This is a genomic window from Nocardia sp. NPDC046473, assembly GCF_040645995.1.
In the GTDB taxonomy this organism is placed as follows: Bacteria; Actinomycetota; Actinomycetes; order Mycobacteriales; family Mycobacteriaceae; genus Nocardia.
Genome location: NZ_JBEYZJ010000006.1, coordinates 1 through 23,684, shown reverse-complemented (window position 1 = coordinate 23,684; position 23,684 = coordinate 1). Strand labels below are relative to the sequence as shown.

Genomic DNA, 23,684 nt, shown 5'->3' with positions numbered 1-23,684 from the left:
CGGAATCGTAAGATGTTGCGTCCTATCGGATTCGGACAAGCACCTGATCCATTGTCTTGCGCACGAGGTCGGGGACCATGGCATCTTCGGCAGGGTAGCCGATAGGGATTACCGCGAAAGCCTTTTCGTTGCGGGGCCGCTGCAGTACCTCGGCGAGGAATTTCATCGGGCTCGGGGTGTGCGTCAACGCGGCCAGGCCGGCGATGTGCAGCGCGGCAAGCAGCATGCCCACGGCGATGCCCACCGATTCGTCGCCGTAGTAGTGCTTGTAGGTGGTGCCATCCGGGCGCAAGCCGAAGCGCTGCTGGAAGACGACCAGCAGGTAGGGGGCGTCGGTGAGGTGCGGCTTGTGCTCATCGGTGCCGAGCGGCTGCAGGGCCGACAACCACTCCTCGCCGAGCCGCCCGTTGTAGGAGATCCGCTCCTCCGCCTCGGCCGCCTCCCGAATCCTGGTGCGCACGTTGGGATCTTCGACCAGCACGAACGTCCACGGCTGCTGATGGGCACCCGACGGCGCGGTGTTCGCCACCGCGATCGCATCGAGCACCAACTGCTCCGGCACCGGTTCGGTCGAGAACATCCGCACGGTCCGGCGCTCGTCCATCCGCGCACGGAACGCGGCCGACGCGGCCAGCGCCTCCGCAACGGGAATCCGGTTCGGGTGGTACGCAACTGGCTGATAGGGCTGACCGTGCAGCGGCATCCATGTCGTCATGGATTGCAGTGTGATCCGGACCGACCGGGCAGGCAATGCCGAGCCGAACTTACCGTCCACCCAACCAGACATCCGACGCGAAACAGACCGGGTCGAGCCACACCCATCCCTGACGTGGTCCGCCACGAATACAGGGGGTGTTCGGCGTCGGCGATCCGGCGGAGTATCGCGACGCGAGACAGCGCAATCAGTAAGCGCGTGTTGATTTGCGGGGTTCCTGGTGCTGGGCGAGCGCAGGTTCCGGGCTTGTGCACGAGGATGATTCGACCGAGAAATAGGGGATCTTTGGCATGCGTGTTTCACGATCAACAGCTGTTCGACGGTCTTGTGTTACCGCACTGGCGGTAATTGCGTTGGCAGCGTTCGCTGTTCCGACAGAGGCCGCGGCATTGCCCGCGGTCTGCGTCACCGATTCCTGCGCGGACGTTCCGCAGGGCGCAGAAGCCGCTCGAACCGGCGAACCCGATGACAGCGCGTTCACCGACGAGGGCGCGTTGCCCGACGACGGGGACGCACTCGAAGACGATGCGTCCGAGGAGATTTCGCCTCCGGTAGCGATATCCGAGGCCGAGATGAACGCAGGCGATCCGGCTGACGAGGATGCCGAACTTCCGTCGGACGAATGAGAAATGGGGGAACTCTGATATGCATGTTTCACGATTGACGGCTGTTCGATGGATATGCACGCCCGCGCTGGTTGCCGGGGCATTCACGGCGGTATCGGTTCCCGCACATGCCGCGGAATTGCCCTCGATATGTAAATCCGCCGCAGGCACCATCACCTGCGATGGTGACCTGAAGGACGGCGATACGGTCGAGGGAACCGGCGGCGACGACACGATTGTGATCAAGGGCAACGTGCCCCAGGGCGCGGTTGTTCGTGGTGGGGGCGGGAACGACACGATCAGCGCCTATGACGTCGGAACGTTCATCTGCAATGGGGGCATCGGCGCCTCCGCGGGCAAAGGTGGCGAGATCGACGGAGGGGAGGGTGACGACACCATCACCGTCGGCGGCGGCAAACGGTCTCCCGAGTGCGAGAAGAAGTTCGCCGGAATCGACATTCCGCTGGGCAATGTGAGCGAACGTGGCAAGGTGTCCGGCGGCCCCGGCAACGACAAGATCAGCGTCGGCACCCTGGGTTACGTCAAGAGCGATCAAGACCATCCTGAGCTGAGTCTGGAGGTGATCGCCGGTCGAGTCGACGGCGGGACGGGCGACGACACCATCGACGTCGGCTGGGTCGCGACCGGTGCCACCTTCGACAACCCCGCGACTGCCGATGGCGTCTACGGCGGCGAGGGCAACGACACCATCCACGCGGGCGACGTCAACGGACTCGGACTGGTGTCCGGTGGACCCGGCCGGGACACCCTGACCGTCGACGGCATGAACACCGGCGAGGTCGACGGTGACGAGGGCGACGACGTCATCAACGTCACCTATATCAACGGACCCGATGGCGAGATCGTCATGCCGGGCTACAACGCCGGTTCCGCGGACGGTGGACCGGGCAACGACACCATCACCGTCGAGATGATCGGGCGGACGGGCGGCGTGTTCGGCGATGACGGCAACGACACGATCACCGTGAAGAGCCTCAACGGCCCGGAGGACCCGATCAGCGGCGACGGCGACGAGCTGAAGTGGCACGCGGGCATCATCAACGGCTGGGACGGCAACGACAAGATCACCGTCGGCCTGGTCGGCAAGATGGGGCAGGTGTGGGGTGACGGCTACCCGGACGCCCCGGTTAAGGGCAAGGACATCATCAAGGTCACCGATCTCAACGATCAGGCCAAAATCCGCGGCGGACCGCTGGCCGACGTGATCACCGTGACCAACATCAACAGCAAACAGGCCTCGGTCAACGGTGAAGGCGGCAACGACAAGATCACCGTCACCGGCAAGAACGCTGGCACGGTGATCGGTGGCGCCGGTTCGAAAGACACCTGTAAGGCCAAGGGCGCGAAGAAGACCTGTGAGCTCCCGGCGAAGAAAAAGCAGAAGCAGAAGAAATAGCGCGGCCCGCACTCGGCGGACGACTTCGAAACATCCCGGCACGGCAAACAAAGCGGAGGTAAGGGAATGGGCTCGATGAGTTTCGATTGGATTCTCAATGGTCAGCGCAACGGCGATCCGTTGGCGACCGCACTGTACGGCCCGCTGTACATGGTGCTCAATGCGCTCGCCGCCCTCCAGGGTGGCGGCGGTAATCACTGACAGGACATAGTCCTGATCCAGCGTCGCGCACTGTGCGATTCGGGTTTCGGCAACTGAATCGCACAGTGCGCGAAGCATTTTTACGCCTCAGCGCGCCGGAAGTGGCGCCTCCGCAGCCTCGGTGATCGTGACCCGCCCGGTGTCGAGGTACGTCATCACCGCATCATCGACAACCCGGTTCCCGCGACCGAAGTTTCCATGATCCCCACCTTCGACGGAGATCAGAGAACCATTCAGCGCGCGTGACATCGCCGGTCCACCTTCATATTTGGTCAAGGCATCGTGGCGGCTCTGCAGCACCAGCGGGCGCGTCCCGAGACCGGCGCCGGTGATCCGGACCGGCGTGGTAACGGGTTTCCACGTCCCACAGGCCATTCCGGAGCGAACCAGGTCGGCGCGGGCATCCATCGCGTCGCCGCCGGAGGCGATGGTCGCGATCGCCGAGCCGATCACCTCGAGCCGCCCGGGGATGGCGTTCTCGTTGCAGGTGATCGCCGCGAACACGAACTGCCCGGTGGAGTCGGTGGACGTGACGCCCTCGATGGCACGCAACCGTTGCACGTTGGCCGGATTGGCCAGTGCGTCCGCCATCGCGCGCGCGAAAGTAGGCCAGTAGGTGCGGGTATAACTAGCGACCGATGTCGCGCCGAGCAGCGGTCCCTGCGTGGTGACACCGCGAGAGATCAACGTACGCAACAGGTTCTGCAGTTTTCCGGTCTGCTCGAGGCTGCCGGTGTAACCGTCGCGAGCGATCTCGGCAAGCGGCTCGGGCAGCGAGCCAGGCAGGTCCGCGAGGCTGGCCGGCGGCGGAGTCAGGTTGGCGTACCAGCCGCCACCCTGATCGACCGCCATCCGCACCCAGTTCTGATAGACCTGCAAAGCCGTGTCGCCGAGGTGGTAGTCGGCGCCGTGGTCGGCGATCCAGGCAAACAGATCATCGAGGCGCTGCTTGCCCGCGATCTGCTGCTGGGCGAATTCCTCGGTCCACACCCAATCGGGATTGACGTTGGAGTCCAGCACCATTCGCTCGACCCGGTCCGGAAACAGCGAGGCGTACACCGCGCCGAGGTAGGTGCCGTAGGAGGTGCCGAGGTAGCTGATCCGGTCCAGCCCGAGCGCGGCCCGCACCGCGTCCATGTCGCGGGCGGTGTTCTCGGTGGTGATGGTGTCGAGGTAGCCGGGATGCGTCTCGTCGCACGCCTTCTTGATGGCAGTGCGATCGCCGCCGCCGAGCGACACCTGGGTGCCGCCCTCGGCGGTGCAGTTCAACGGGGTGGCCCAGCGCAATCCGCGCGGCTGCACCGCGATGCGGTCGTAGTGGGCGTTCAGTTCGGCGGGCAGCACATCGGTCCGCAGACCCCAGAAGTCCAGCCCGTCCGCGCCGGGCCCACCGGGATTGGCGAAGATGGCGCCGCGCCGCTCACCCGTTGCCGCGATCCGGCTGACAGTCACCTGGATCTTCGGCCCGTCCGGGTCGGCGTAGTTCATCGGCACGTCCACGACAGCACACTGCACGCCGTGACCCGCGACCACCGAGCCGTCCGGGCAGGCCCCGAACGACGGCGCGGCGTCGGCCAGGCCGGAGCCGATCGATCCGCCGAGCAGGCACACGGCCATGGCAGCCGCCGCCCGCGAAAACAGCCGTACCTTCATCATGTTTCGTACCTCCACGGGCCGCCGCCACGCGCGCGTGCGCGACCCCGATCATGAGCATTCTGCGCAGGTCGCCACCCGCAGACAAGTCGAGCACCGGATTGTGCCGGTCAGGCCCCCGAGGGCGCGGCCGTCCCCAGACCGATCGGGCGCGGCGCTATGCGGCGCGGAATGCGCGGATGACGTCGCACGGGAGTAGCGTCGAGCCATGTCGACGGAGGTCCGTATCAACACCGCTCTGGAACGCTTCGAGCTCTATGTCGACGGTGACAATGCCGGATATGTCGAATATCAGGACACCCAGTCCGAACGTGCGTTCGTGCACACCGAGATCTACCCCCGCTACGAGGGCCAGGGCTACGGCCGAGTGCTGGTCGAGGCGGCCTTGAACAGCACAGCGGCCGACAAACTCGGCGCGCTGCCGATGTGCCGGATGGTGCACCACTTCATCGAGACCCGCCCCGAATATCTGGTGATGGTGCCGCACTGGGCGCGCGACAGCCTGAACCTGCCTCAGTAAGCGGCGACGGCGCCGTCGAGGGCCTGCTGCAGATCGGTGCGCACCAGCCGCGCGATATCGCCCGGCTTGCTCGGCAATTCGGTGATCGGCACGCCGAAGTAGAAGCTGGCCGACTTGGCCTCCTCCTTGTTCGGCTGCACCGTCGGGTCGGCGCGCGGCCCGTAGCTCAGGCCCATCGACACCAGCACCGGCGCCACGCCGAGCTTCATCGCGCGAAACGCGATGTGCCCGATCCCGCTACCGACCGGCTGCACCTGGGTGGGGTCGACCTCGTTGCAGGTGCCCTCCGGGAACACCGCGACCCCGTCACCGCGCACGATCCGCTGCGCGCAGATGTCCATCATCCGCTGACCGGCCGCGTTGACCGCCCGGATCCCGTGGTCCTTGCCGCGGAACACCGGAATCCCGCCCATCATGTCGATCTTGCGCCGCTGCTCGGGCTCCTCGAACAGCTCGTCCTTGGCCAGCACCCGGACCCGCCCGATCACCGGTCGCAACGCGCTGCGCCACGCCGCGGCCGCGACCGTGTACGGATCGTTCTCGGAAAGATGATTGATCGAGATCAACAGCGGTCGGCGCTGCCGGATCGCCGCGCGCAAACCGGCCTGCGCGCCCTCGGCGTAGGAGACGCGGGGATAGTAACGACGCCCCAGAATCGCGTATGCGGCCCAGGCTTTCAGCCGATTCTGCCGATGATCGAGATAGAAGTCGTACACGGTATCGCTGTTCTCGAGGCGTACCTCGGGAGGTTCCATGACACGGACTCTACGACGGCCGCAAGCGCCCAGCATCGGGCACCGAGACAAATTCCCGGCACCGAACTGCTCAGCAGAAGCGCATATCGCCGGAACAACTGCGATGATGTCCGAGTGGCACGCGCAGACGACCCGGATGATCGGAAAACTCGCGGCGGGCACGGCGACCGCAAGCGGCGCGATTTCCGGCACGGCGAGCAGACGGTGCGCGCCGGCACCCTGCTGGTGTCGGCGACCGAACTGGCCGAACCCACCTTCCGGCGCACCGTTGTCTACATCATCGAGCACAACGATGCGGGCAGCCTCGGCGTCGTGCTGAACCGGCCGAGCGATACGGCCGTGCACGACGTGCTGCCCCGCTGGACCGAGGTGGCGGCCGCGCCGCGCACCCTGTTCATCGGCGGCCCGGTGAAACGCGACGCGGCGTTGTGCCTCGGCACCATCCGCGTCGGCGCGACCATCGAAGGCATCCCCGGCCTGCGCCGGATCGACGGCCGCGTGGTGCTCGTCGACCTGGACGCGGACCCGGAGGAGATCGGGCAGCTGGTCGAGGGCATCCGCATTTTCGCAGGTTATGCGGGCTGGACCTTCGGGCAGCTGGAAGGCGAACTGGAGAACGACGACTGGATCGTGCTGTCCGCGTTGCCCTCCGACCCGATCAGCACCGGCCGCGCCGACCTGTGGGCGCACGTGCTGCGCCGCCAGCCGCTGCCGCTCTCGCTGCTGGCCACCCACCCGATCGAACTCGAACGAAATTGAGATGTGCGCACTTATTGAACCGTTCACCCCTGCTGATTCGTGGGATGAGCGGGAGGTGAGCAATGCCCGACAACCGAACCGAGTTGTTGCGGGTCTTGTACGACGAACACGCTGCCGCACTATGGCGGTACACGCTCGGTCTGGTTCGCGACCCTGGACGGGCCGAGGACATCGTGCAGGAAACGTTGCTGCGAGCGTGGCAACGCCCGCAGGTGCTGGATCAGTCCGACACGTCGGCGCGCGCGTGGCTGTTCACGGTGGCGCGCAATCTCGCCGTGGATGAGCATCGCAGCGCCCGCAACCGGCGCGAGTTTCGCACCGACGCACCACCCGAGCAGGCCACACCCGATCAAGCCGATCGCGCGCTGGACGGCTGGGTGGTCGCGGACGCGTTGGGCAGGCTCAGTCCCGATCACCGCGAGGTGATCGTGCGGGCCTACTATCGGGGCCTTTCCACCCACCAGATCGCCGCGGAACTCGACATCCCGGCGGGCACGGTGAAATCCCGGATGCACTACGGCATGCGGGCACTACGGCTGGCATTACAGGAGATGGGGGTGACGAACCAATGACCGACATCGCTGACGACTACACCACATGGGACGCGCCCTACGTGCTCGGCTCCCTGACCAGAACCGAGCGGCGGGAATACGAAGAGCATTTGGCCGGCTGCCCCGCCTGCCGGGGCGCCGTCGCCGAACTGGCCGGCATGCCGGGCCTGCTCGCGATGGTCGAACCCGCGACCGCGCTCGCGATGATCGAGCTGCCCGAAGCCATTGCGGCGGAGCTGGGCTCGCCGGCGACCGAGCCGGGTCCGCCCGTGCCGCAGTTGCTGCCGCGGCTCGCCGACGCGGCCGCGAAACGCAAGCGCCGCAGCCGGTGGGTGTCCGTCGGTGCCGCGGTGGCGGCGGCCGCTGCCGCCGTGGCCATCGCAGTTCCGGTGGTGTCCACCGTGACCTCCTCGGGCAATACCAGCTCGGAACAGGTTGTCGCGGAACGCAGTATGCAACCGCTCAAGCCGAATCCGGTGACGGCCAGCTTCAAGGTCGTGCAGGCCGACGGCAAGACGCGGATCGTCATGACCTGCAGCTATGGACCGAGCGACCAGCAGTACAACTGGAATCTGAAGTTGCTCGTGCTCGGCACCGACGGCAGCCAGACCGAGCTCGATCAGTGGCCGGCCGGGCCGGGCACCCAGCTGACGATCGACCGGACGATCGACAAGACGCCGGAGCAGATCCAGGCCGTGCAGATCCGGTTGGCGTCCTCGGGCGAGACGCTGCTGTCCGGAACCGTCTGAGCACAAAACCGATCCCCCGCCGGAGGCCGGCGGGGGATCGGCACCCCTCATCGCGAGTTGGTCAGCTGGTCTGGCGACGGAAAATCGAGTTCGCCCAGAGGAATCCGACGAGGGTGAGGCCCGCGCACCAGACGAGCGCGAGGATGCCGTTGTTGCCGATCTCGGTGCCCATCAGCAGGCCGCGCACCGTCTCGGTGATCGGGGTGAACGGCTGATACTCGGCGAACTGGCGCAGCCCGACCGGCATGGTGTCGGTGCTGACCAGGCCGCTGCCGAGGAACGGCAGCATGATGATCGGGAAAATGACGTTGCTCGCGCCCTCCGGGTTCGGCGACAGCAGGCCCAACGCGACCGCGAGCCAATTCAATCCGAAGGTCGTGAAGCTGAGCAGCCCGAACGCGGCGATCCATTCGAACACGTTGGCGTCGGGCCGCCACCCGATGAGCAGCGAGACCGCGGCCATCAGCACGATGCCGCCCAGCGCCTGCAGCAGCGCGCCGAGCACGTGGCCGGTCAGCATCGACGACTGCGTGATCCCCATGGTGCGGAACCGATTCACGATGCCCTTGGAGGTGTCGGTCGCGATGGACACCGCCACCGACGCCGTGATGTAGGCCGGAACCATCAGCAGCATGCCGGGCGCGAGGTAGTCGATGTAGTTTCCGCCGGAAGACTTTTCCAGCGCGCCACCGAAGACGAACTTGAAGATCAGCAGCAGGACGGTCGGCATGACGATGACGCCGACGCTCATGCTCGGATACCGCTTGGCATGAGTCAGGTTGCGCCGCAACATCGTTGCCGAGTCGGCCAGGGCGTAGGACATAGTACTCATCAGACGGTTTCCTTTTCGGAGGTCGGCTGGCCGGTGAGGGTGAGGAAGACATCGTCGAGGTTGGGCGTGTGCACGGCTAGGCCGTCGACCTCGATCTGCTCGTAGTCGAGCCGATCCAGCAGGGCCCGTAGCGATTTCACGCTGCCGTCGCTCGGTACGGCGAGGGTCAGGTCCTCGTCGGCCTCGGCGTCGTCGAGCACCTGGGCGGCGACGCCGAGCGCGGCGGACGCGGCGAACAGGGCGGCACGGTCGGCGAACTGCAACCGGATGTGCCCGCCGGGCACCAGCCGCTTCAGTTCCGCCGCAGTGCCTTCCGCGACGATCCGGCCGTGGTCGAGCACCGCGATGCGGTCGGCCAGGTAGTCGGCCTCCTCCAGATACTGGGTGGTGAGGAAGACCGTGACGTTGTAGTCGTCGACCAGGCCGCGGATGAGCTCCCAGATGGCCCGCCTGCTGCGCGGGTCGAGGCCGGTGGTCGGCTCGTCGAGGAAGATGATGCGCGGGTCCCCGACGAGCGTCATGGCCAGGTCCAGCCGCCTGGTCATGCCGCCGGAGTAGGTGGACGCGGGCTTGTCGGCGGCCTCGACCAGGTCGAAGCGTTCCAGCAAATCCACTGTCAGCCTTCGAGTTTCGCGTCGCGGCAGGTGATGCAGGTCGCCCATCAGCTGCAGGTTCTCCCGGCCGGTGAGCAGCTCGTCGACCGCGGAGAACTGGCCGGTGACGCCGATCGCCTTGCGCACCGCGTCGCGGTCGCCCTCGACATCGTGGCCGCCGACCCGGTTTTCGCCGCCGTCGGCGTGGATCAGCGTGCTCAGGATCTGCACGGTGGTGGTCTTACCCGCGCCGTTCGGGCCGAGTAGCGAGTAGATCGTGCCCTCGGGGACGGTGATGTCGATGCCGTCGAGCACCACCTGCTCGCCGAACGATTTGCGCAGGCCCAGTGCCGAAATGGCGGGTGCGCGATGGCCGTTGACCATAACGGTCCTTTCGATGAATTCCATAGTTGAATGCGCATGCGCGCATGTGTAATCAACACCGCTCCCCGGGAGCGGCTTTCGTGTCGAACAGGTGCTGTTCAGTTGTGCGGAACCATGATTCGGCTAGATGTCGAGGTCTTCGATCTGCGGACGCTTCGCGATATCGACCACCCGCTCGTACACCTTGTCCGGCAGCTTGCCCTTCAACTCCTCGATCGAGTCGACGATCTCCAAAATGAAGTCGCCCCAGTCCTGTTCGCCGACGCCGAGCATGCGCCGCCAGTTCTTCAAATCCTTGATCCAGTTGGCCGACTGCGGATATTCGTCCCAGCTCGCGTAGTGGGCGTGCAGCACGAACTTGCCTTTGCGGCTGCGGAACACCCGGACATGTTCCATCCGATGGTCGTTCACGTCGTTCGTTTCGAAGAGCAGCGCGCCGGAGAATCGGACCTGCCGGACACCGTTGTGCCCGACCCGGACGATGACCTCGTCGTACCCTTCTTGTCGACCTTCCTCCAATTCGATGAACCGGCGCAGCGCCGTGGTCACCGCCCCGGAGAGATTGCCGCCAACCAGCTCCTGGGCCCGCTGGAACAGCGGCAGATCGTCATCGGCAACATAGATCGTCTTGTTGGGCATGACCCGACTATACGTAGATGTATACGTACACGCAAGCCGTGCGACACCGCCCGGCGAAATACGGCATTTCGGAATCCGGCTCTTGTAGGTTGCTGGAAGGTCACCACTATCCTCCGACTGGCAGCGAACCGCCAGCTCGGCACCAGCTGCTGGACGCGGATTGCGAGAAGGTGCGGCTGTGAAGCCTCTGAACGCCGAGCGAAAGCACAGCATGCGATTGGTGCTGGGTAGTTGCCTGCTGTCGCTTGCCTTGCCACTGACCGCAGCGACACCGGCGACGGCCAAGTTTGTCGATCCCGCGACCTTGCCCGTCCGAATCGGCCACCAGCTGGTCAAACGGACCATGGACGGCTACGCGTTCATGATCATCGAGGCGAACACCGCGGCCAACGTCACGCCGCCGCTGGACCACAACCCGTTCAGCAAGGAGGCGTTCCTGTCCGGGATCGGCATCGGCCAGGTCGACGGGCCCAAGCACGGCAAGATCGTCAGCGCGGTGCTCGAGGTCGGCTACGAAATCGGCTATCCGGTGGCGCTGGCGCCCAACGGGATCACCGCGACGCTCAACTCGCCGTCGGTGGCGGTCACCGGCAACGCCAAGCCGAAGATCGCAGGCACCACCTCATCGCAGTCCCAGTCGCAATCTCAATCCGAAACCCAATCCGAGCCCGCCGCCGAGTCGGAAACCCCGTTGAACTACGAACTCGGCGGCGAGTTCGGCGCGCTGGCCACCGTGCTGCCGTCCCAGCAGACATCGTTCCAGGTGGGGCACGGCGGCATCGTCGCGACGACGTTGGCGACGGTCGCGCTGACCCAGCCCATGGCCTACGCCGACCTGTCCAACACGCATCTGACCGTCACCGGCGCGTTCGGGCCGGTGACGGTGCGGACCTTCGTCAAATTCACCCTGGTGACCCCCGGCGGACAGACCAGCGAGGTCGTCTACAGCGACCCCATCGAGCTGAGCTGACCGTCCTCCGGTAGCGGAGCCGGCGCCGCACTGCTGGCGCGGCGTTGAACCGTCCGTGCTCCCCGCTCGTATCACTCCTGTACGCAGAACGTGATCTCGCGTGTGCCCGGGGCACAGGGGGACACCGCGGGAAGGAGTGCCGATGCAGAGCCGAGTCGTGGACTATTTGGTGCAGGCGGTTTCGGTCTTGGGAGTCCGGCACATCTTCGGCGTGGACGGCGCGAACATCGAGGATCTGTACGACGCGATATTCGATGCGCCCTACGACGTCACCGGGGTGATCGCCAAGCACGAATTCTCGGCGGCCACCATGGCCGACGGCTATGCCCGCTCGACCAGCGGACTCGGCGTCGTCGCCGCGACGTCCGGCGGCGGCGCGATGAATCTCGTTGCCGGACTTGCCGAATCATTCGCCTCGCGGGTACCGGTGCTCGCGCTGGTCGGCCAGCCGCCGACCGCGCTGGAGGGCAATGGCGCCTTTCAAGACACCAGCGGACAGGCGGGCACCATCGACGCTGCCCGGATGTTCCACGAGATCACCCGCTATTGCGCACGCGTCGAATCCGCCGCCGACCTGCCGGATCTGCTGGCCAGGGCGGTCGGCGCGGCCCGGCGCGGCGGGCCTGCCGTGCTGCTGCTGCCCAAGGACGTGCAGCAGGCCGAGATGGGCGCGGCGCGGCCGATTCGGTTGCCCAGCAAGGTATATCGGCGCGACGAGGCGGGCCTCGCCCGACTGCGCGCCGCGCTGACGACGGCGCGGCGAACCGGGAAAATCGTGATCATCGCCGGTGACCAGGTCGCCCGTGACGACGCGCGAGGTGAGCTGGCTCGGCTGGCCACCGTCTTGGACGCCGCGGTCGGCGTCGCCCCCGATGCCAAGGACACCTACGACAACACCGATCCCGGCTTCTGCGGGGTCGCGGGCACCATGGGGCATCCCGAACTCGGCGCGGCCATCCGGTCGGCGGCCTTGTGCCTGCTCATCGGCACACCGATGCCCATGACCACGCGCACCGGGCTGGACGAATTGCTGGCGGGCGGCACGGTGGCGAGCATCGGTGTGACGCCGCCCCATCTGCCGACCACCCATGCCACCAGTACCGACCTGGCACGCACCTTGGGCGACCTGGCCGACGAATTCACCGCTGCCACTGCGACACCCGAGCGGCGGACCGCCACTTCGCTTACTCCACTGCATGTTCCGGAAGCCTCCGGTCCCGGTCTGCGCTATCGGCAGCTGGTGGAGACCATCGACGCGGGTCTGCCCGACGGCACCGACGTCTTCGCCGACGCGGGCAATACCGGTGCGGCCGTGGTGCATCACCTGCGGGTGCCGCGCGGCGGCCGGTTCGTGGTCGCGCTCGGGATGGGCGGTATGGGTTACGCGTTCGGCGCGGGGATCGGTTCCGCGTTCGCCCGCGGGCACGGCCCCGACAAGGTGCGGCGCACGGTGGTGGTGGCCGGCGACGGCGCGTTCTTCATGCACGGCATGGAGATACACACCGCGATCGAGCACGCGCTGCCGATCACCTTCATCGTGCTCAACAACAACGCCCACGCGATGTGCGTGACCAGAGAACAGCTGTATTACCGAGACCGCTACAGCTTCAACAGATTCCGGCCCGCGCATCTCGGCGAGGGGGTCGGCGCCATGTTCCCCGAACTGCCCGCCTTCTCGGTGCGGCTGCCGGCCGAGCTGGCCGCGACGCTGCGACACTGCATGAAAACCCCAGGGCCCTCGTTCATTTCGATCGACGTAGACCCGGACGAGGTTCCGCCGTTTCTTCCGTTTTTGACGACCATCGAACAATCCAGGAGTAACTCGTGACCACCAGCGCCCTGCCAGCACTCAGCGATATCCCCGAGGACGTGCTGCCGCCCGGTCTCTTGCGAATCGAGAATTCCGACAAGGACGCCACCACCCCGATCATCATGGACATGCTGCGGTCGGTGTACCCGCACGACCAGATCTTCGGCGAATACTGCCCGGTGCAGGCCTATATCGCCGCGCCGCCGCGCGAGGTGTACGAGTACCTCGCCGACACCCGCTCGCTGGAGGAATGGACCTACAGCCTGCGCGGCTTCGTGCCGACCGAGGAGCCGGGCCTGTGGCTGGCCTACGACCGGCTCGGCGACGAAACCCAGATCTTCACCCGCACCGTCGCGCATCCCGAGGGGATGACCGTCGACTACCACTGCGCCTGGGACCAGTCCCAGCACCTGTGGATGATCTATCTGCTGCGGGTCGTGGACGCGCAGACGGTGTTCAACAAGCCGGGTTCGGTTGTCCTGTGGGTCAATTGCAAGCACCCGTTCTACGACGAGAACCCCTATCCCGAGACCGCGCCCACGAAGCGCCCGGTGTGGGTCGGCGACTTCTGGGAGATGTTCTCCGCGGGCCACCAGCTGGAGATGGACAACCTCAAGGCGATCTGTGAGTACCGGGCGGCGCATGACCTGCCCATCAAGCCTGACTGGATGAAATGAGACCCGGTATGAACCCCACCAACCCGGACGCTCCCGCGCTCCCCTCGGTCAGCCTGGTCGATGTGGCCAGCTACCTGCCGGGTGAGCCGGTCGGCACCGAATACTTCACCCAGTTCTCCCGCTCGGACCGGATGGCCAAGAACGTGATGTTCCGCTCGCCCAAGGGCCGCCACCATGTGGATCGGGACGAGACCGCGGTGGACATGGTCGAGCGCGCCGTCGCGCCGTTGATCGAACGCCATGGCGCACAGTTCATTTCGGATATCGACGTGCTGATCACGCATACTCAGCTGCCGGACAATCCGGTGATGGGCTGCGGGCCCGAGGTGGCCAAGCGGCTCGGTGCGCGTCCCGCCTTCGTGTACGACGTGCACAACGGCGGCTGCGCGGCCTTCGTGCATATGATGTCGATCGCCCGAATGGTGTTGCAGACCACCAACGCTCGCACCGCGCTGATCGTGGCGACGCAGAACTGCGCGGGCCCGGTGTTCACCCAGCCCGACATCCGCAAACTGGCGCAGGCGCCGGTGCCCGGTGACGGCTGCGGGGTCGGGCTGCTGGTCAAGGACGACAGCGCGCCGATCCTGGACATCGAATGCCGCACCTATCCCGAATTCGCCGGGGACATGGAGTTTTCCACCAACGGCGAGCGCAAGTACTGGGAGCCGGGCGAGGGCCAGGGCTGCGTCAGCTTCACCGAATCGAAGATCACCAAGGTGTTCGCGCGCGGCAACCGGCTGGTGCCCGAGGTGGCGCTGGCGGTGTGCGATCGGATCGGAGTGAAGGGGCGCGACATCGACACCTTCGTCACCAATCAGCCGAACCGGCTGTTCCTGCGCAACTGGCACGACGCGCTCGAGCTGCCCGCCGATCGCCACCCGGACACCTTCGACAGCTGCGGAAACCTGTTCGCCGCAGGCATTCCGGTGACCCTGGATACGGAGAACCGGGCGGGCAGGCTGCGCAACGGCTCGGTAGTACTGATGTCCGCGTTCGCGCACGCGGGTGATTTCGCGGGCGCCGCGGCCATTCGGTGGGGCGCGGCGCGATGAGCCTGCACCTCGTCGACGAGACCACGCCGTCGCGGCGGCGTGGCGCCTCGTCGACGCAACCCCGGTTCGATCTGACCCTCAGCGAAAACCCTTTCCCGCCACTGCCTTCGGTGCTTCGCGCGGTGCACAGCGTGCTGGCACAGGCCAATCGCTATCCGGAGTTCCTGCCGCTGCGGTTGCCGAAGCTGATCGCACGGCATCTCGGCGTGCAGCCGGATCAGGTGGTGGTCGGCTCCGGCGCGACCGGGGTGGCGATGCAGATCATCCAGTCGCTGACCACGCCCGGCGCCGGAATGGTTTACGCGGCACCGACCTTCGACGGGTACCCGATCATGGCCGAGATGGCGGGTGTCGAGATGGTGCCGGTGCCGTTGGACGCCGCGGGCAACCAGGATCTGCGCACGATGACCAAGGCCATCGACAAGTGGACCGAGCTGGTGGTGGTGTGCCGTCCGCACAATCCGACGGGCACGGTGGTCTCGGCAGGCGAGTTGAAGGCGTTCTTGAGTAGCGTGCCCGCGCGGGTGCCGGTGATCCTGGACGAGGCGTACGTCGAATTTCTCGGCGCCGCCGACTATATCGACCCGGTGGCCCTGGTGAGCAGATATCCGAATCTGCTTGTGCTGCGCACCTTCTCGAAGGCCTACGGGCTCGCCGGGTTGCGCATCGGGTACGCCTTCGGCAGGCGCGAGCTGATGGCCAGGGTGCGCAGGTTGCAATTGCCGTTCGGGGTGAGTTCGGCGGCGGTGGCCGCGGTGTCCGCGTCCTACGCCGCCGAACCCGAACTCGCCGTGCGAACCATGCGGATCACCGCCGCGCGGGAAACACTGCGGGACGCGCTGCGGCGCTGCGGGATCGCGGTGCCGCTCAGCCACGCGAACTTCCTGTACCTGCCGGGGCCCGGTGTATCCACCGCGCTGCGGCGGGCAGGCATCGCCGCCAAAGCGTATCCCGACGGGAGTGCGCGTATTTCGGTCGGCGATCCGGACGCGGATCACGCGGTGCTGGCGGCCCTGGCGACGCTGCGTTAAGCGGCGGCAGGCAGTTCGCCTTCCTCGCCGGACTCCTCCGCCCGCTTGGCCCAGCGCTGCGACAGCGCGGCACAGGTGATCAGCTGGATCTGGTGGAATATCATCAGCGGCAGCACGATCAGCCCGACCGGCTGGCTGGCGAAAAGCACTGTCGCCATGGGGAGTCCGGTGGCAAGGCTCTTCTTCGAGCCGCAGAACACGATCACGATCCGGTCCGGCATCGAGAAACCGAAGATCCGGCCGAGCAGCATGGTCGCGGCGATGACGAGCGCGAGCAGCACACAGCACACACCGGCCAGCGCGAGGATCCGCCACGGCGAGAGCATGTGCCAGATGCCTTCGACCATGCCCGCGCTGAACGCGCTGTAGACGACGAGCAGGATCGAGCCGCGGTCCACCAGCTTCGTCGGCTCGGCGTACCGGCTGAGCCAGCCGTGCACCTTCGGCCGAATCAGCTGGCCGACGGCGAACGGCACCAGCAGCTGCAGCACGATGTCGCCGATCGAGGAGAAGTCGACGCTGGCCTGGCCGGTGGTGTTCATCAACAGGATGACCAGCAGCGGGGTGACGAAGACGCCGAGCAGGTTCGACGCCGTCGCGCTCACGATCGCGCCGGGCACATTGCCCTTCGCGATCGAGGTGAAGGCGATCGAGGACTGCACGGTGGACGGCACCAGGCACAGGAACAGCAAACCGGTGTACAGATCGTCGGTGAGCACCCCCGGCACCAGCAGGTGGGCCGCCAGGCCGAGCAGCGGGAAGAGCACAAACGTGCTCGCCAGCACCACGACGTGCAGCCGCCAGTGGGTGAGGCCGGCCAGGGCTTCCTTCGGCGAGAGGCGGGTGCCGTACAGCAGGAATAGCAATGCGATGGCAATCTTCGTCAGCACACCGACTACGTCGGCAGCGGTACCCCGGGCGGGAAACACGCTGGCCAGGGCAACCGTAGCGAGGATCGACAGGATGAATCCGTCGATATAGAACTTGCTGAGGAATCGCACACCACACGCTAACGCCGAGGGTGTGTCGGGATAGAACCGAAAAGTACGTAATTCGTCACACCATGGGACCTCTGAGCATAGTCGATAAATGCGAACGTTCGTCCGTACACTTTGCCACGGTGTGCGCGGGCGCCGGGTGAATCCCGAGAACTCGGAGCATTGATGGCAGCGCTCGGCGACCGGCCCGGCTATCGGCGTCGGCGCAGGAACGACATCCGGGAAGGGCCACTCGTCCGCAGCGCGATACCCGCGTATTCGGCGAAAGCCGTTGCGTCCGAAGCGGTAGACGTCTTCGGTTTGTCCGCGGCCCAGGCAATGAACCGCTCGGTGAAGTCCTCACCGCAGGCATGCACCAGTAGTGGGCAGCGGCGCGCGACCTCACCCGCGCGTTTGTGCAGCAATGCGCGGGCCGCCGCAGCGACGGCTTCGGTATCGAACCCGTGCGGAACCGGGCTCCCGGCCACCAACGCCCGGACCAATGCGGCCTGGCGCTCGGCAAGCACGTCGGCGTCGCTGCCCCGCGAATGCGCCTCGGGCGGTCTCACGTGCGTGCCGATCGGGCGTGGCCCGTGATGGACGGGCGATGCGCGGCCGCCGCGATGGCGTCGAGTTCGTCGAGGAGTTCGGCGGCGGGTGGATAGTTGCCGTCACGTTCCAGCATCAGCGGCACCGGGTGGATATCGGCGAATTCGCTGACGAGCGTGAGGACTTCAGCGGGGATCGGGTCGGTGTGCGTGTCGTGGTAACGACCGCCGGATTCGTGGCCGCCGGCAACGTGGCAGTAGGCGACGCGATCGGTCGGCAGGCGCAGGAGTTCGTCGAGGGGGTCGCGGGCGCGGTTGCGGGCATTCGCGTAGACGTTGGCGATGTCGAGCAGCAGGTATACCCCGGTGCGGTCGACGAGTTCAGCGAGGAATTCCGACTCGGTGTATCCGTCGTCGGGCCAATCGAACAGTGCCGCAATGTTTTCCACAGCCAGCGGTACATCGAGCCCGTCCTGAGTACGGGAGATGTTGCGGGCCAAGACATCCAAGGAGGCTTTGGAGCGCGGCACCGGAAGTAGATGTCCCGCTTCGACTCCCCCGGCCCGGACGAAGGCGATGTGCTCGCTCACCAGTGGTGCGTCTACCGCCTGCGCGCACCCGGCCAGATGTTCGATCCGGTGCTCGTCCACCGGTTCGGCGCCACCGAGCGACAGTGAAATACCGTGCGGCACAATGGCTACCCCTCGGTTGATCAATGCCGTCAGTTCATCGGGAATCGCAACTTCCGACCGGGCGAGCCGCCGTCGCCGCACCGGCAGCGACTCCGCGATCACCTCACCGAACCCGAGCCCGCTCAGCTCCGCGATCACCCCGCAGATCTCCGGACGCCAGCCGATGCCGAGCGCTCCGTCCGGCAGCGGTCCGCTCATCCGAGGCGCCGATGCGGACCGTGGTCAGCCGCCACAGCCACCGCCGCAGCCGCCACCACCGCCACAGCCACCCCCGCCGCTGTCACCGCTGCTACCACTGTCGCCGCCCGAAGAGCTCGGGGGCTGAACAGCATTCGCGAGCCCGGGATCGAGGGACAGGAGCGCGGCACCGCCGAAGACCGCGGCGGCCAGCGCGGCGCTCTCAGCACCGTAGGTCGCGTAGGCGGGCGAATTGGACGGCCGTAGATGGGCATTGCCACTGGTCGCGTTCTTGCGGGCCAGACGGCCGAGCGGAGTCAGCCGAGGTTTGGCGACCACGAGCCAATAGCCGAACGCCTGCACCACCAGAGCGATGACCAGGAACGCGACCGGGTTGTGATTCAGCGTCCCGGCGATGAACCGCACCACACCGACCGCGCCGACGATCAGCAGCGGCAGCCCCGCATCCCACAGCCTGCGCCGGAAGGCGGCGTCGGGAAAGTAGCCGCGCTTGATCATCGAGTCGCGCAGCGAGCCGAGGGCCGCGGCCGACTTGGCGGTCAGCGAGACGACCGTCGGCTTGGCTCCGGCGACGATCCGGTCGTAGATCGACCGGGTGAACGGGTCGAGGCGCTGCTTGTCCGCGTCCGTCAGTGGCCGGGCCGGCGCGGCCGCCGAGTCGATCAGGTCGTGGCTGCGCAACCGGGCCAGTGCGGTCAGCACCGCGCGGCGATCGTCGAACAGCATGGCGATCTCGGGTAGCGACAGCTCCAGGCCCGGTCGCTCGATGCCGCGCTTGTCGACGGCGCCGCGGGTCACCCGCAATCGCATCAACAATCCGAATAGCAGCGCGAGGCCGATGAATGGCCAATACAGCGCCATGAAGTCGGGCCCGGAGATTCCCCAGGTATTGCCTGCGGCAACAAAGACGAGCGAGTTCATTTCCACCCCGAAAATCAAGCTGGTACTGCAATGCCCCAAGTATGGACTCCCGATACCGCCGTCGACAGGGTTCGACCCGAAACGTAACTCGGCCGATTCAACCCACCCGGATATCGAAGCGCCGCACGGAAAGGCCTGGTCGGCACAGTGCTACGCGAACCGCAGGGAAATGGTTCGATGGTCTGATGGGACGCGAGTATCAGGTGAACGCGGCGCCCGCGCAGGGCACGGCGAGTCGCGTGCTGTTCCGCTTTCCCCTGGGACGCCGCGAGTTCGTGCTGCGCCAGACGATCGTCGAGCCCGGCGGCAGCAGCGGCTGGCATTACCACGACGGCACGCTGCTGGTTGTGGTCACGGGCGGCACCCTCGATCATCCCGGCGCGGACTGTGTACCAGTGACCTACCGTCGCGGACGCGTCTTTCGTGAGCCGAGTGGCCCGAGTTATCCACATGTCGCACGCAACCGCGGCTCGGTACCGGTTCACCTGTGCGTGCTTTACGTCAATCCGCTCGGGAGTCCGCTGTCACGCAGCGTGCCCGCACCGGACTGCGAAACACAGCTCTAGGTCGCGGGCTGGCAAGCGTCGCGCAGCGAGCACGCGCCACACGCGCTGCCACAGCCACCGACCTCTGCGGGCGGTGCGATGGCGGCGGCCGTCGAGGCGGCGGCGTTGGCTCCGGCACCGAGGGTGAAGAGGGCGACCACGGCCGCACCCGCACCGACGAGCAGCGCGACGATGCCACTCGCGGCGAGGGCGACGAGACCACCGGCGAACAGCAGCGCCCCGGCCGCCAGCGAGGTGGGGGCGGCGACGCGGTTCGCGATGCGGAAGGTCTCGTCATCGGACAGGGCGGCCTCGGTGTGCACCCCGACGAAGCGGTTGCGCGGCAGCCTGCCGATCAGTCCGAGAGCGCCGGTTGCGATGGCCACCAGGGCCAGCACGAACAGGACGAGAGCGACGACGAGCACTCATGCAGGCTAGCGCATCGGTGCCGACCGCCCGCCGAGAGCTCCCCGCAACTGTTCAGCACTCGCCCCGACACCGGCCCGGACAGGCGCGTTCCACACTGCGCGGCGCTGGGTTGGAGCTGTAGCAACCAAACGCACTGTTGGGACCGCTCGGATGGGAACGACAACTCGCGAGTAACGCGAAGACGGTGCGGGACAGTCCCATCCCGACGGGCGGGTAACTTTCCCCGGGGCGCGAACGCGGACGCGCCGACGTAGTCGGCACAGCCCGATTTTCAGTACTGCGGTCCGCACGTTCTACCCTGATAGACGAAGTTTGTCGGGGATCGGCGATCACAAGAAGGCAGGACCGTGCAGGACACTCGTGCAACCGATAGCGATGTACCCGAGCACCGTTACACCGCGGAGCTCGCGGGCCGCATCGAACGTCGGTGGCAGCAGACGTGGGGCGAGCGCGGGACCTTCCATGCGCCGAATCCGGTCGGTCCGCTGGCCGGTGCCACACCCGCGGACAAGCTGTTCGTCCAGGACATGTTCCCGTACCCGTCCGGCGCCGGTCTGCACGTCGGGCATCCGCTCGGCTACATCGCCACCGATGTTTTCGCCCGCTACCACCGGATGCACGGCCGCAACGTGCTGCACGCGCTGGGCTACGACGCGTTCGGCCTGCCCGCCGAGCAGTACGCGGTGCAGACGGGCGCGCACCCGCGCGACACCACCGAGTCGAACATGATCACCATGCAGCGCCAGCTCGATCGCCTCGGGCTCGGCCACGACCGGCGACGCACGTTCGCGACCACCGATCCCGAGTACTACCGCTGGACCCAGTGGATCTTCCTGCGCATCTACAACGCCTGGTACGACCAGGAGCTGGGCCGAGCCCGCCCGATCGGCGAACTGGCCGACCAGTTCGCCAGCGGCGCCCGCCCCGCCCCCGACGGCAAGGACTGGGCGACGCTGACCGCCGCCGAGCGCGCGGCCGTGCTCGACTCGTATCGCCTGGTGTACCAGACCGATTCGATGGTCAACTGGTGCCCCGGCCTCGGCACCGTGCTGTCCAACGAGGAGGTCACCGCGGAGGGCCGCAGCGAGCGCGGCAACTTCCCGGTGTTCCGTAAGCGGTTGTGGCAGTGGATGATGCGCATCACCGCGTATTCGGACCGGCTGGTCGACGATCTCGACCACCTGGACTGGCCGGAGAACGTGAAGGCCATGCAGCGCAACTGGATCGGGCGCTCGCGCGGCGCGCAGGTCAAGTTCGATGCGAACGGCGCGCAGATCGAGGTCTTCACCACTCGGCCCGACACGCTGTTCGGCGCAACGTATGTCGTGCTGGCACCCGAGCACGAGCTGGTCGACACGCTCATCGCGGCCGCGTGGCCCGCGGGCGCGGATGCCCGCTGGACCAACGGCGGCGGCGAGAGCCCCGCGGATGCCGTTGCGGCCTACCGCAAGTCGATCGCGGCCAAGTCCGATCTGGAGCGCCAGGAGAACAAGGAGAAGTCCGGCGTCTTCCTCGGCAGCTACGCCACCAACCCGGCGAACGGCGCACCGATGCCGATCTTCATCGCCGACTACGTGCTGAGCGGCTACGGCACCGGCGCGATCATGGCGGTGCCCGGCCACGACCAGCGCGACTGGGATTTCGCCACCGCGCTGGGCCTGCCCATCAAGGAGGTCGTGGCGGGCGGTGACCTCACCGCCGCGGCCTACACCGGCGACGGCGCCATCGTGAATTCCGATTACCTGGACGGACTTTCGATCGACGAGGCCAAGGCGACGGTGATCGCCCGGCTGGAGTCCGACGGCCACGGCAAGGGCACCATCCAGTACAAGCTGCGCGACTGGCTGTTCGCCAGGCAGCGCTACTGGGGCGAGCCGTTCCCGATCGTCTACGACGAGGACGGCGCGCCGCACGCGCTGCCGGAATCCATGCTGCCGGTGCTGCTGCCGGAGATGGACGACTTCGCCCCGGTGACCTTCGATCCGAACGACGCGAACTCCGAGCCGTCGCCGCCGCTGGCCAAGGCGACCGACTGGGTCGATGTCGAACTGGATCTGGGCGACGGGCCGAAGCGATACCGGCGCGACACCAACGTGATGCCCAACTGGGCGGGCAGCTCCTGGTACCAGCTGCGCTACGCCGACCCGACCAACCCGGAAGCGTTCTGCGCCAAGGAGAACGAGCAGTACTGGCTCGGTCCGCGCACGGCCGAGCACGGCCCGAACGATCCCGGCGGCGTCGACCTGTACGTCGGCGGTGTCGAGCACGCGGTGCTGCACCTGCTGTACGCGCGGTTCTGGCAGAAGGTGCTGTTCGATCTGGGTGACGTGTCCGGCTACGAGCCGTACCGGCGACTGTTCAACCAGGGCTACATCCAGGCCTACGCCTACACCGACGAGCGCGGCGCGTACATCCCGGCCGCCGAGGTGGTGGAGCGCGACGGCAAGTTCTTCTGGACCGACCCGACCGGCACCGAGATCTCGGTGAACCAGGAGTACGGCAAGATCGGCAAGTCGTTGAAGAACGCCATCTCTCCCGATGAGATGTGCGATCTGTACGGCGCCGACACCTTCCGCTTCTACGAGATGTCGATGGGCCCGCTGGACACCTCGCGGCCGTGGGCGACCAAGGACGTCGTCGGCGCACACCGCTTCCTGCAACGGGTGTGGCGTCTGGTGGTGGACGAGGAGACCGGCGGCATCCGGGTCACCGAGGCCGCGGCCGCCGACGAGACCCTGCGCTTGCTGCACAAGACGATCGCCGGTGTCGACGAGGATCTGGCCGCGCTGCGCGACAACACGGCGGGCGCGAAGCTCATCGAGCTGACCAACCACCTCACCAAGACCTACCCCGACGGCGCACCGCGCGCGGTGGTGGAGCCGCTGGTGCTGATGCTGGCACCGCTGTCGCCGCACATCGCGGAGGAGCTGTGGGAACGGTTGGGCCACACCGCATCGCTGGCGCACGGCCCGTTCCCGGTGGCCGACCCGGCGCTACTGGTGGACGAGTCCGTCGAGTACCCGATTCAGGTGAACGGCAAGGTGCGCAGCCGAATTCAGGTCCCGGCAGACGCCGACAACGCGGCCATCGAGGCGGCCGCCCTGGCCGACGAGAAGATCGCCGCACTACTGAACGGCGCCGCGCCCCGCAAGCTGATCGTCGTCCCCGGCCGCCTGATCAACATCGTCGCCTGAGCCCATCGAGTCGAGTCGTATGGTCGCTAAACGATCTTCAACAGCGATCATATGACTCGGCTCGATGACGCCAACGACCTTTTGGCTCGGCTCGATGGCGCCGACGACCACACTCGGCTCGTTTTCCCCAGCCTCTTTCAACCGGGCCACAGCCAGTCCTCACGCTGGAACTCGAGCGTTGCCCATCACAGGCTGCGGAAGAGAAGGTCGGGGACCCCACCTGACGTGCTCAGTACTATCGGGTCATTCCCTTGGACGGGTATACCT

Annotated in this window: 25 protein-coding genes; 14 read left to right on the top strand and 11 right to left on the bottom strand. The window is 66.7% G+C overall.

Annotation, left to right across the window (positions count from 1 at the left end; all coding sequences use genetic code 11):
- Positions 1-22 precede the first annotated feature (22 nt).
- Positions 23-715, bottom strand: a complete 693-nt coding sequence (locus ABZ942_RS21605; protein WP_357384641.1) for a nitroreductase family protein — start codon at positions 713-715, stop codon at positions 23-25.
- A gap of 353 nt (positions 716-1,068) precedes the next feature.
- Between ABZ942_RS21605 and ABZ942_RS21600 the strand changes: the two genes are divergently transcribed.
- From ABZ942_RS21600 to ABZ942_RS21590, 3 genes are all read left to right on the top strand, one after another.
- Positions 1,069-1,341, top strand: coding sequence for a hypothetical protein (locus ABZ942_RS21600; RefSeq protein ID WP_357384639.1), 273 nt, complete (start codon positions 1,069-1,071; stop codon positions 1,339-1,341).
- A 34-nt stretch (positions 1,342-1,375) separates the two neighbouring features.
- On the top strand, positions 1,376-2,737 hold the full coding sequence (locus ABZ942_RS21595) for a hypothetical protein (protein ID WP_357384637.1): 1,362 nt from the start codon (positions 1,376-1,378) through the stop codon (positions 2,735-2,737).
- 75 nt (positions 2,738-2,812) lie between these two features.
- Positions 2,813-2,938 (top strand): hypothetical protein, encoded by a 126-nt coding sequence (locus ABZ942_RS21590; RefSeq protein WP_357384635.1) that lies wholly within the window; start codon positions 2,813-2,815, stop codon positions 2,936-2,938.
- A gap of 87 nt (positions 2,939-3,025) precedes the next feature.
- On the opposite strand, the gene ABZ942_RS21585 is transcribed toward ABZ942_RS21590, so the two are convergent.
- On the bottom strand, positions 3,026-4,594 hold the full coding sequence (locus ABZ942_RS21585) for an alpha/beta hydrolase (RefSeq protein ID WP_357384633.1): 1,569 nt from the start codon (positions 4,592-4,594) through the stop codon (positions 3,026-3,028).
- A 205-nt stretch (positions 4,595-4,799) separates the two neighbouring features.
- Here ABZ942_RS21585 and ABZ942_RS21580 point away from each other — a divergent pair, with 205 nt between their 5' ends.
- Positions 4,800-5,111: a GNAT family N-acetyltransferase gene (locus ABZ942_RS21580; RefSeq protein WP_357384631.1), complete on the top strand. Its 312-nt coding sequence runs from the start codon at positions 4,800-4,802 to the stop codon at positions 5,109-5,111.
- Here ABZ942_RS21580 and ABZ942_RS21575 read toward each other — a convergent pair.
- Positions 5,105-5,866 (bottom strand): 1-acyl-sn-glycerol-3-phosphate acyltransferase, encoded by a 762-nt coding sequence (locus ABZ942_RS21575; protein ID WP_357384629.1) that lies wholly within the window; start codon positions 5,864-5,866, stop codon positions 5,105-5,107. The two genes, ABZ942_RS21580 and ABZ942_RS21575, sit on opposite strands and share 7 nt — an antisense overlap.
- Before the next feature lie 114 nt (positions 5,867-5,980).
- Here ABZ942_RS21575 and ABZ942_RS21570 point away from each other — a divergent pair, with 114 nt between their 5' ends.
- The 3 genes from ABZ942_RS21570 to ABZ942_RS21560 all read left to right on the top strand — a co-directional run bounded on the left by ABZ942_RS21570 (position 5,981) and on the right by ABZ942_RS21560 (position 7,925).
- Positions 5,981-6,625, top strand: a complete 645-nt coding sequence (locus ABZ942_RS21570; protein ID WP_357384627.1) for a YqgE/AlgH family protein — start codon at positions 5,981-5,983, stop codon at positions 6,623-6,625.
- A gap of 62 nt (positions 6,626-6,687) precedes the next feature.
- Positions 6,688-7,197: a sigma-70 family RNA polymerase sigma factor gene (locus ABZ942_RS21565; RefSeq protein ID WP_357384625.1), complete on the top strand. Its 510-nt coding sequence runs from the start codon at positions 6,688-6,690 to the stop codon at positions 7,195-7,197.
- Positions 7,194-7,925: a zf-HC2 domain-containing protein gene (locus tag ABZ942_RS21560; RefSeq protein WP_357384623.1), complete on the top strand. Its 732-nt coding sequence runs from the start codon at positions 7,194-7,196 to the stop codon at positions 7,923-7,925. The genes ABZ942_RS21565 and ABZ942_RS21560 overlap by 4 nt, the downstream gene beginning before the upstream one ends.
- A gap of 61 nt (positions 7,926-7,986) precedes the next feature.
- On the opposite strand, the gene ABZ942_RS21555 is transcribed toward ABZ942_RS21560, so the two are convergent.
- The 3 genes from ABZ942_RS21555 to ABZ942_RS21545 form a co-directional block, all read right to left on the bottom strand.
- Positions 7,987-8,757 carry an ABC transporter permease gene (locus tag ABZ942_RS21555; protein WP_357384621.1) on the bottom strand — a complete coding sequence of 257 codons (771 nt, stop codon included), beginning with the start codon at positions 8,755-8,757 and terminating at the stop codon, positions 7,987-7,989.
- Positions 8,757-9,734, bottom strand: a complete 978-nt coding sequence (locus tag ABZ942_RS21550) for an ATP-binding cassette domain-containing protein (protein WP_357384619.1) — start codon at positions 9,732-9,734, stop codon at positions 8,757-8,759. Before ABZ942_RS21550 ends, ABZ942_RS21555 begins: the two co-directional genes overlap by 1 nt.
- A 123-nt stretch (positions 9,735-9,857) precedes the next feature.
- Positions 9,858-10,373 (bottom strand): EXLDI protein, encoded by a 516-nt coding sequence (locus ABZ942_RS21545; protein ID WP_357384617.1) that lies wholly within the window; start codon positions 10,371-10,373, stop codon positions 9,858-9,860.
- Between the two features lie 178 nt (positions 10,374-10,551).
- On the opposite strand from ABZ942_RS21545, the gene ABZ942_RS21540 reads away from it, so the two are divergent.
- From ABZ942_RS21540 to ABZ942_RS21520, 5 genes are all read left to right on the top strand, one after another.
- The gene (locus ABZ942_RS21540) at positions 10,552-11,343 is read left to right on the top strand and encodes an MspA family porin (RefSeq protein WP_357384615.1); all 792 of its coding nucleotides are present in this window, start codon (positions 10,552-10,554) and stop codon (positions 11,341-11,343) included.
- Between the two features lie 142 nt (positions 11,344-11,485).
- Positions 11,486-13,171: a thiamine pyrophosphate-binding protein gene (locus tag ABZ942_RS21535; protein ID WP_357384613.1), complete on the top strand. Its 1,686-nt coding sequence runs from the start codon at positions 11,486-11,488 to the stop codon at positions 13,169-13,171.
- Positions 13,168-13,830 carry an SRPBCC family protein gene (locus ABZ942_RS21530; RefSeq protein WP_357384611.1) on the top strand — a complete coding sequence of 221 codons (663 nt, stop codon included), beginning with the start codon at positions 13,168-13,170 and terminating at the stop codon, positions 13,828-13,830. The genes ABZ942_RS21535 and ABZ942_RS21530 overlap by 4 nt, the downstream gene beginning before the upstream one ends.
- 8 nt (positions 13,831-13,838) lie before the next feature.
- Positions 13,839-14,882 (top strand): 3-oxoacyl-[acyl-carrier-protein] synthase III C-terminal domain-containing protein, encoded by a 1,044-nt coding sequence (locus ABZ942_RS21525; protein ID WP_357384609.1) that lies wholly within the window; start codon positions 13,839-13,841, stop codon positions 14,880-14,882.
- Complete coding sequence (locus ABZ942_RS21520; protein ID WP_357384607.1) at positions 14,879-15,913, top strand: aminotransferase class I/II-fold pyridoxal phosphate-dependent enzyme; 1,035 nt, start codon at positions 14,879-14,881, stop codon at positions 15,911-15,913. Before ABZ942_RS21525 ends, ABZ942_RS21520 begins: the two co-directional genes overlap by 4 nt.
- Here ABZ942_RS21520 and ABZ942_RS21515 read toward each other — a convergent pair.
- From ABZ942_RS21515 to ABZ942_RS21500, 4 genes are all read right to left on the bottom strand, one after another.
- Positions 15,910-16,914, bottom strand: coding sequence for a bile acid:sodium symporter family protein (locus ABZ942_RS21515; protein WP_357384606.1), 1,005 nt, complete (start codon positions 16,912-16,914; stop codon positions 15,910-15,912). The genes ABZ942_RS21520 and ABZ942_RS21515 overlap by 4 nt on opposite strands.
- 188 nt (positions 16,915-17,102) lie before the next feature.
- Positions 17,103-17,459 carry a hypothetical protein gene (locus ABZ942_RS21510; protein WP_357384604.1) on the bottom strand — a complete coding sequence of 119 codons (357 nt, stop codon included), beginning with the start codon at positions 17,457-17,459 and terminating at the stop codon, positions 17,103-17,105.
- Positions 17,456-18,328 carry a DUF692 domain-containing protein gene (locus ABZ942_RS21505; RefSeq protein ID WP_357384602.1) on the bottom strand — a complete coding sequence of 291 codons (873 nt, stop codon included), beginning with the start codon at positions 18,326-18,328 and terminating at the stop codon, positions 17,456-17,458. Before ABZ942_RS21505 ends, ABZ942_RS21510 begins: the two co-directional genes overlap by 4 nt.
- A gap of 24 nt (positions 18,329-18,352) precedes the next feature.
- A complete protein-coding gene (locus ABZ942_RS21500; RefSeq protein ID WP_357384600.1) occupies positions 18,353-19,249 on the bottom strand; it encodes a TIGR04222 domain-containing membrane protein in 897 nt (298 codons plus the stop codon).
- 185 nt (positions 19,250-19,434) lie between these two features.
- Here ABZ942_RS21500 and ABZ942_RS21495 point away from each other — a divergent pair, with 185 nt between their 5' ends.
- Entirely contained in the window at positions 19,435-19,815 is a 381-nt protein-coding gene (locus tag ABZ942_RS21495; RefSeq protein ID WP_357384598.1) for a cupin domain-containing protein, read from the top strand.
- Here ABZ942_RS21495 and ABZ942_RS21490 read toward each other — a convergent pair.
- Complete coding sequence (locus ABZ942_RS21490) at positions 19,812-20,219, bottom strand: SdpI family protein (RefSeq protein WP_357384596.1); 408 nt, start codon at positions 20,217-20,219, stop codon at positions 19,812-19,814. The two genes, ABZ942_RS21495 and ABZ942_RS21490, sit on opposite strands and share 4 nt — an antisense overlap.
- A gap of 351 nt (positions 20,220-20,570) precedes the next feature.
- Here ABZ942_RS21490 and leuS point away from each other — a divergent pair, with 351 nt between their 5' ends.
- On the top strand, positions 20,571-23,417 hold the full coding sequence (gene leuS, locus ABZ942_RS21485) for a leucine--tRNA ligase (RefSeq protein WP_357384594.1): 2,847 nt from the start codon (positions 20,571-20,573) through the stop codon (positions 23,415-23,417).
- Positions 23,418-23,684 lie beyond the last annotated feature (267 nt).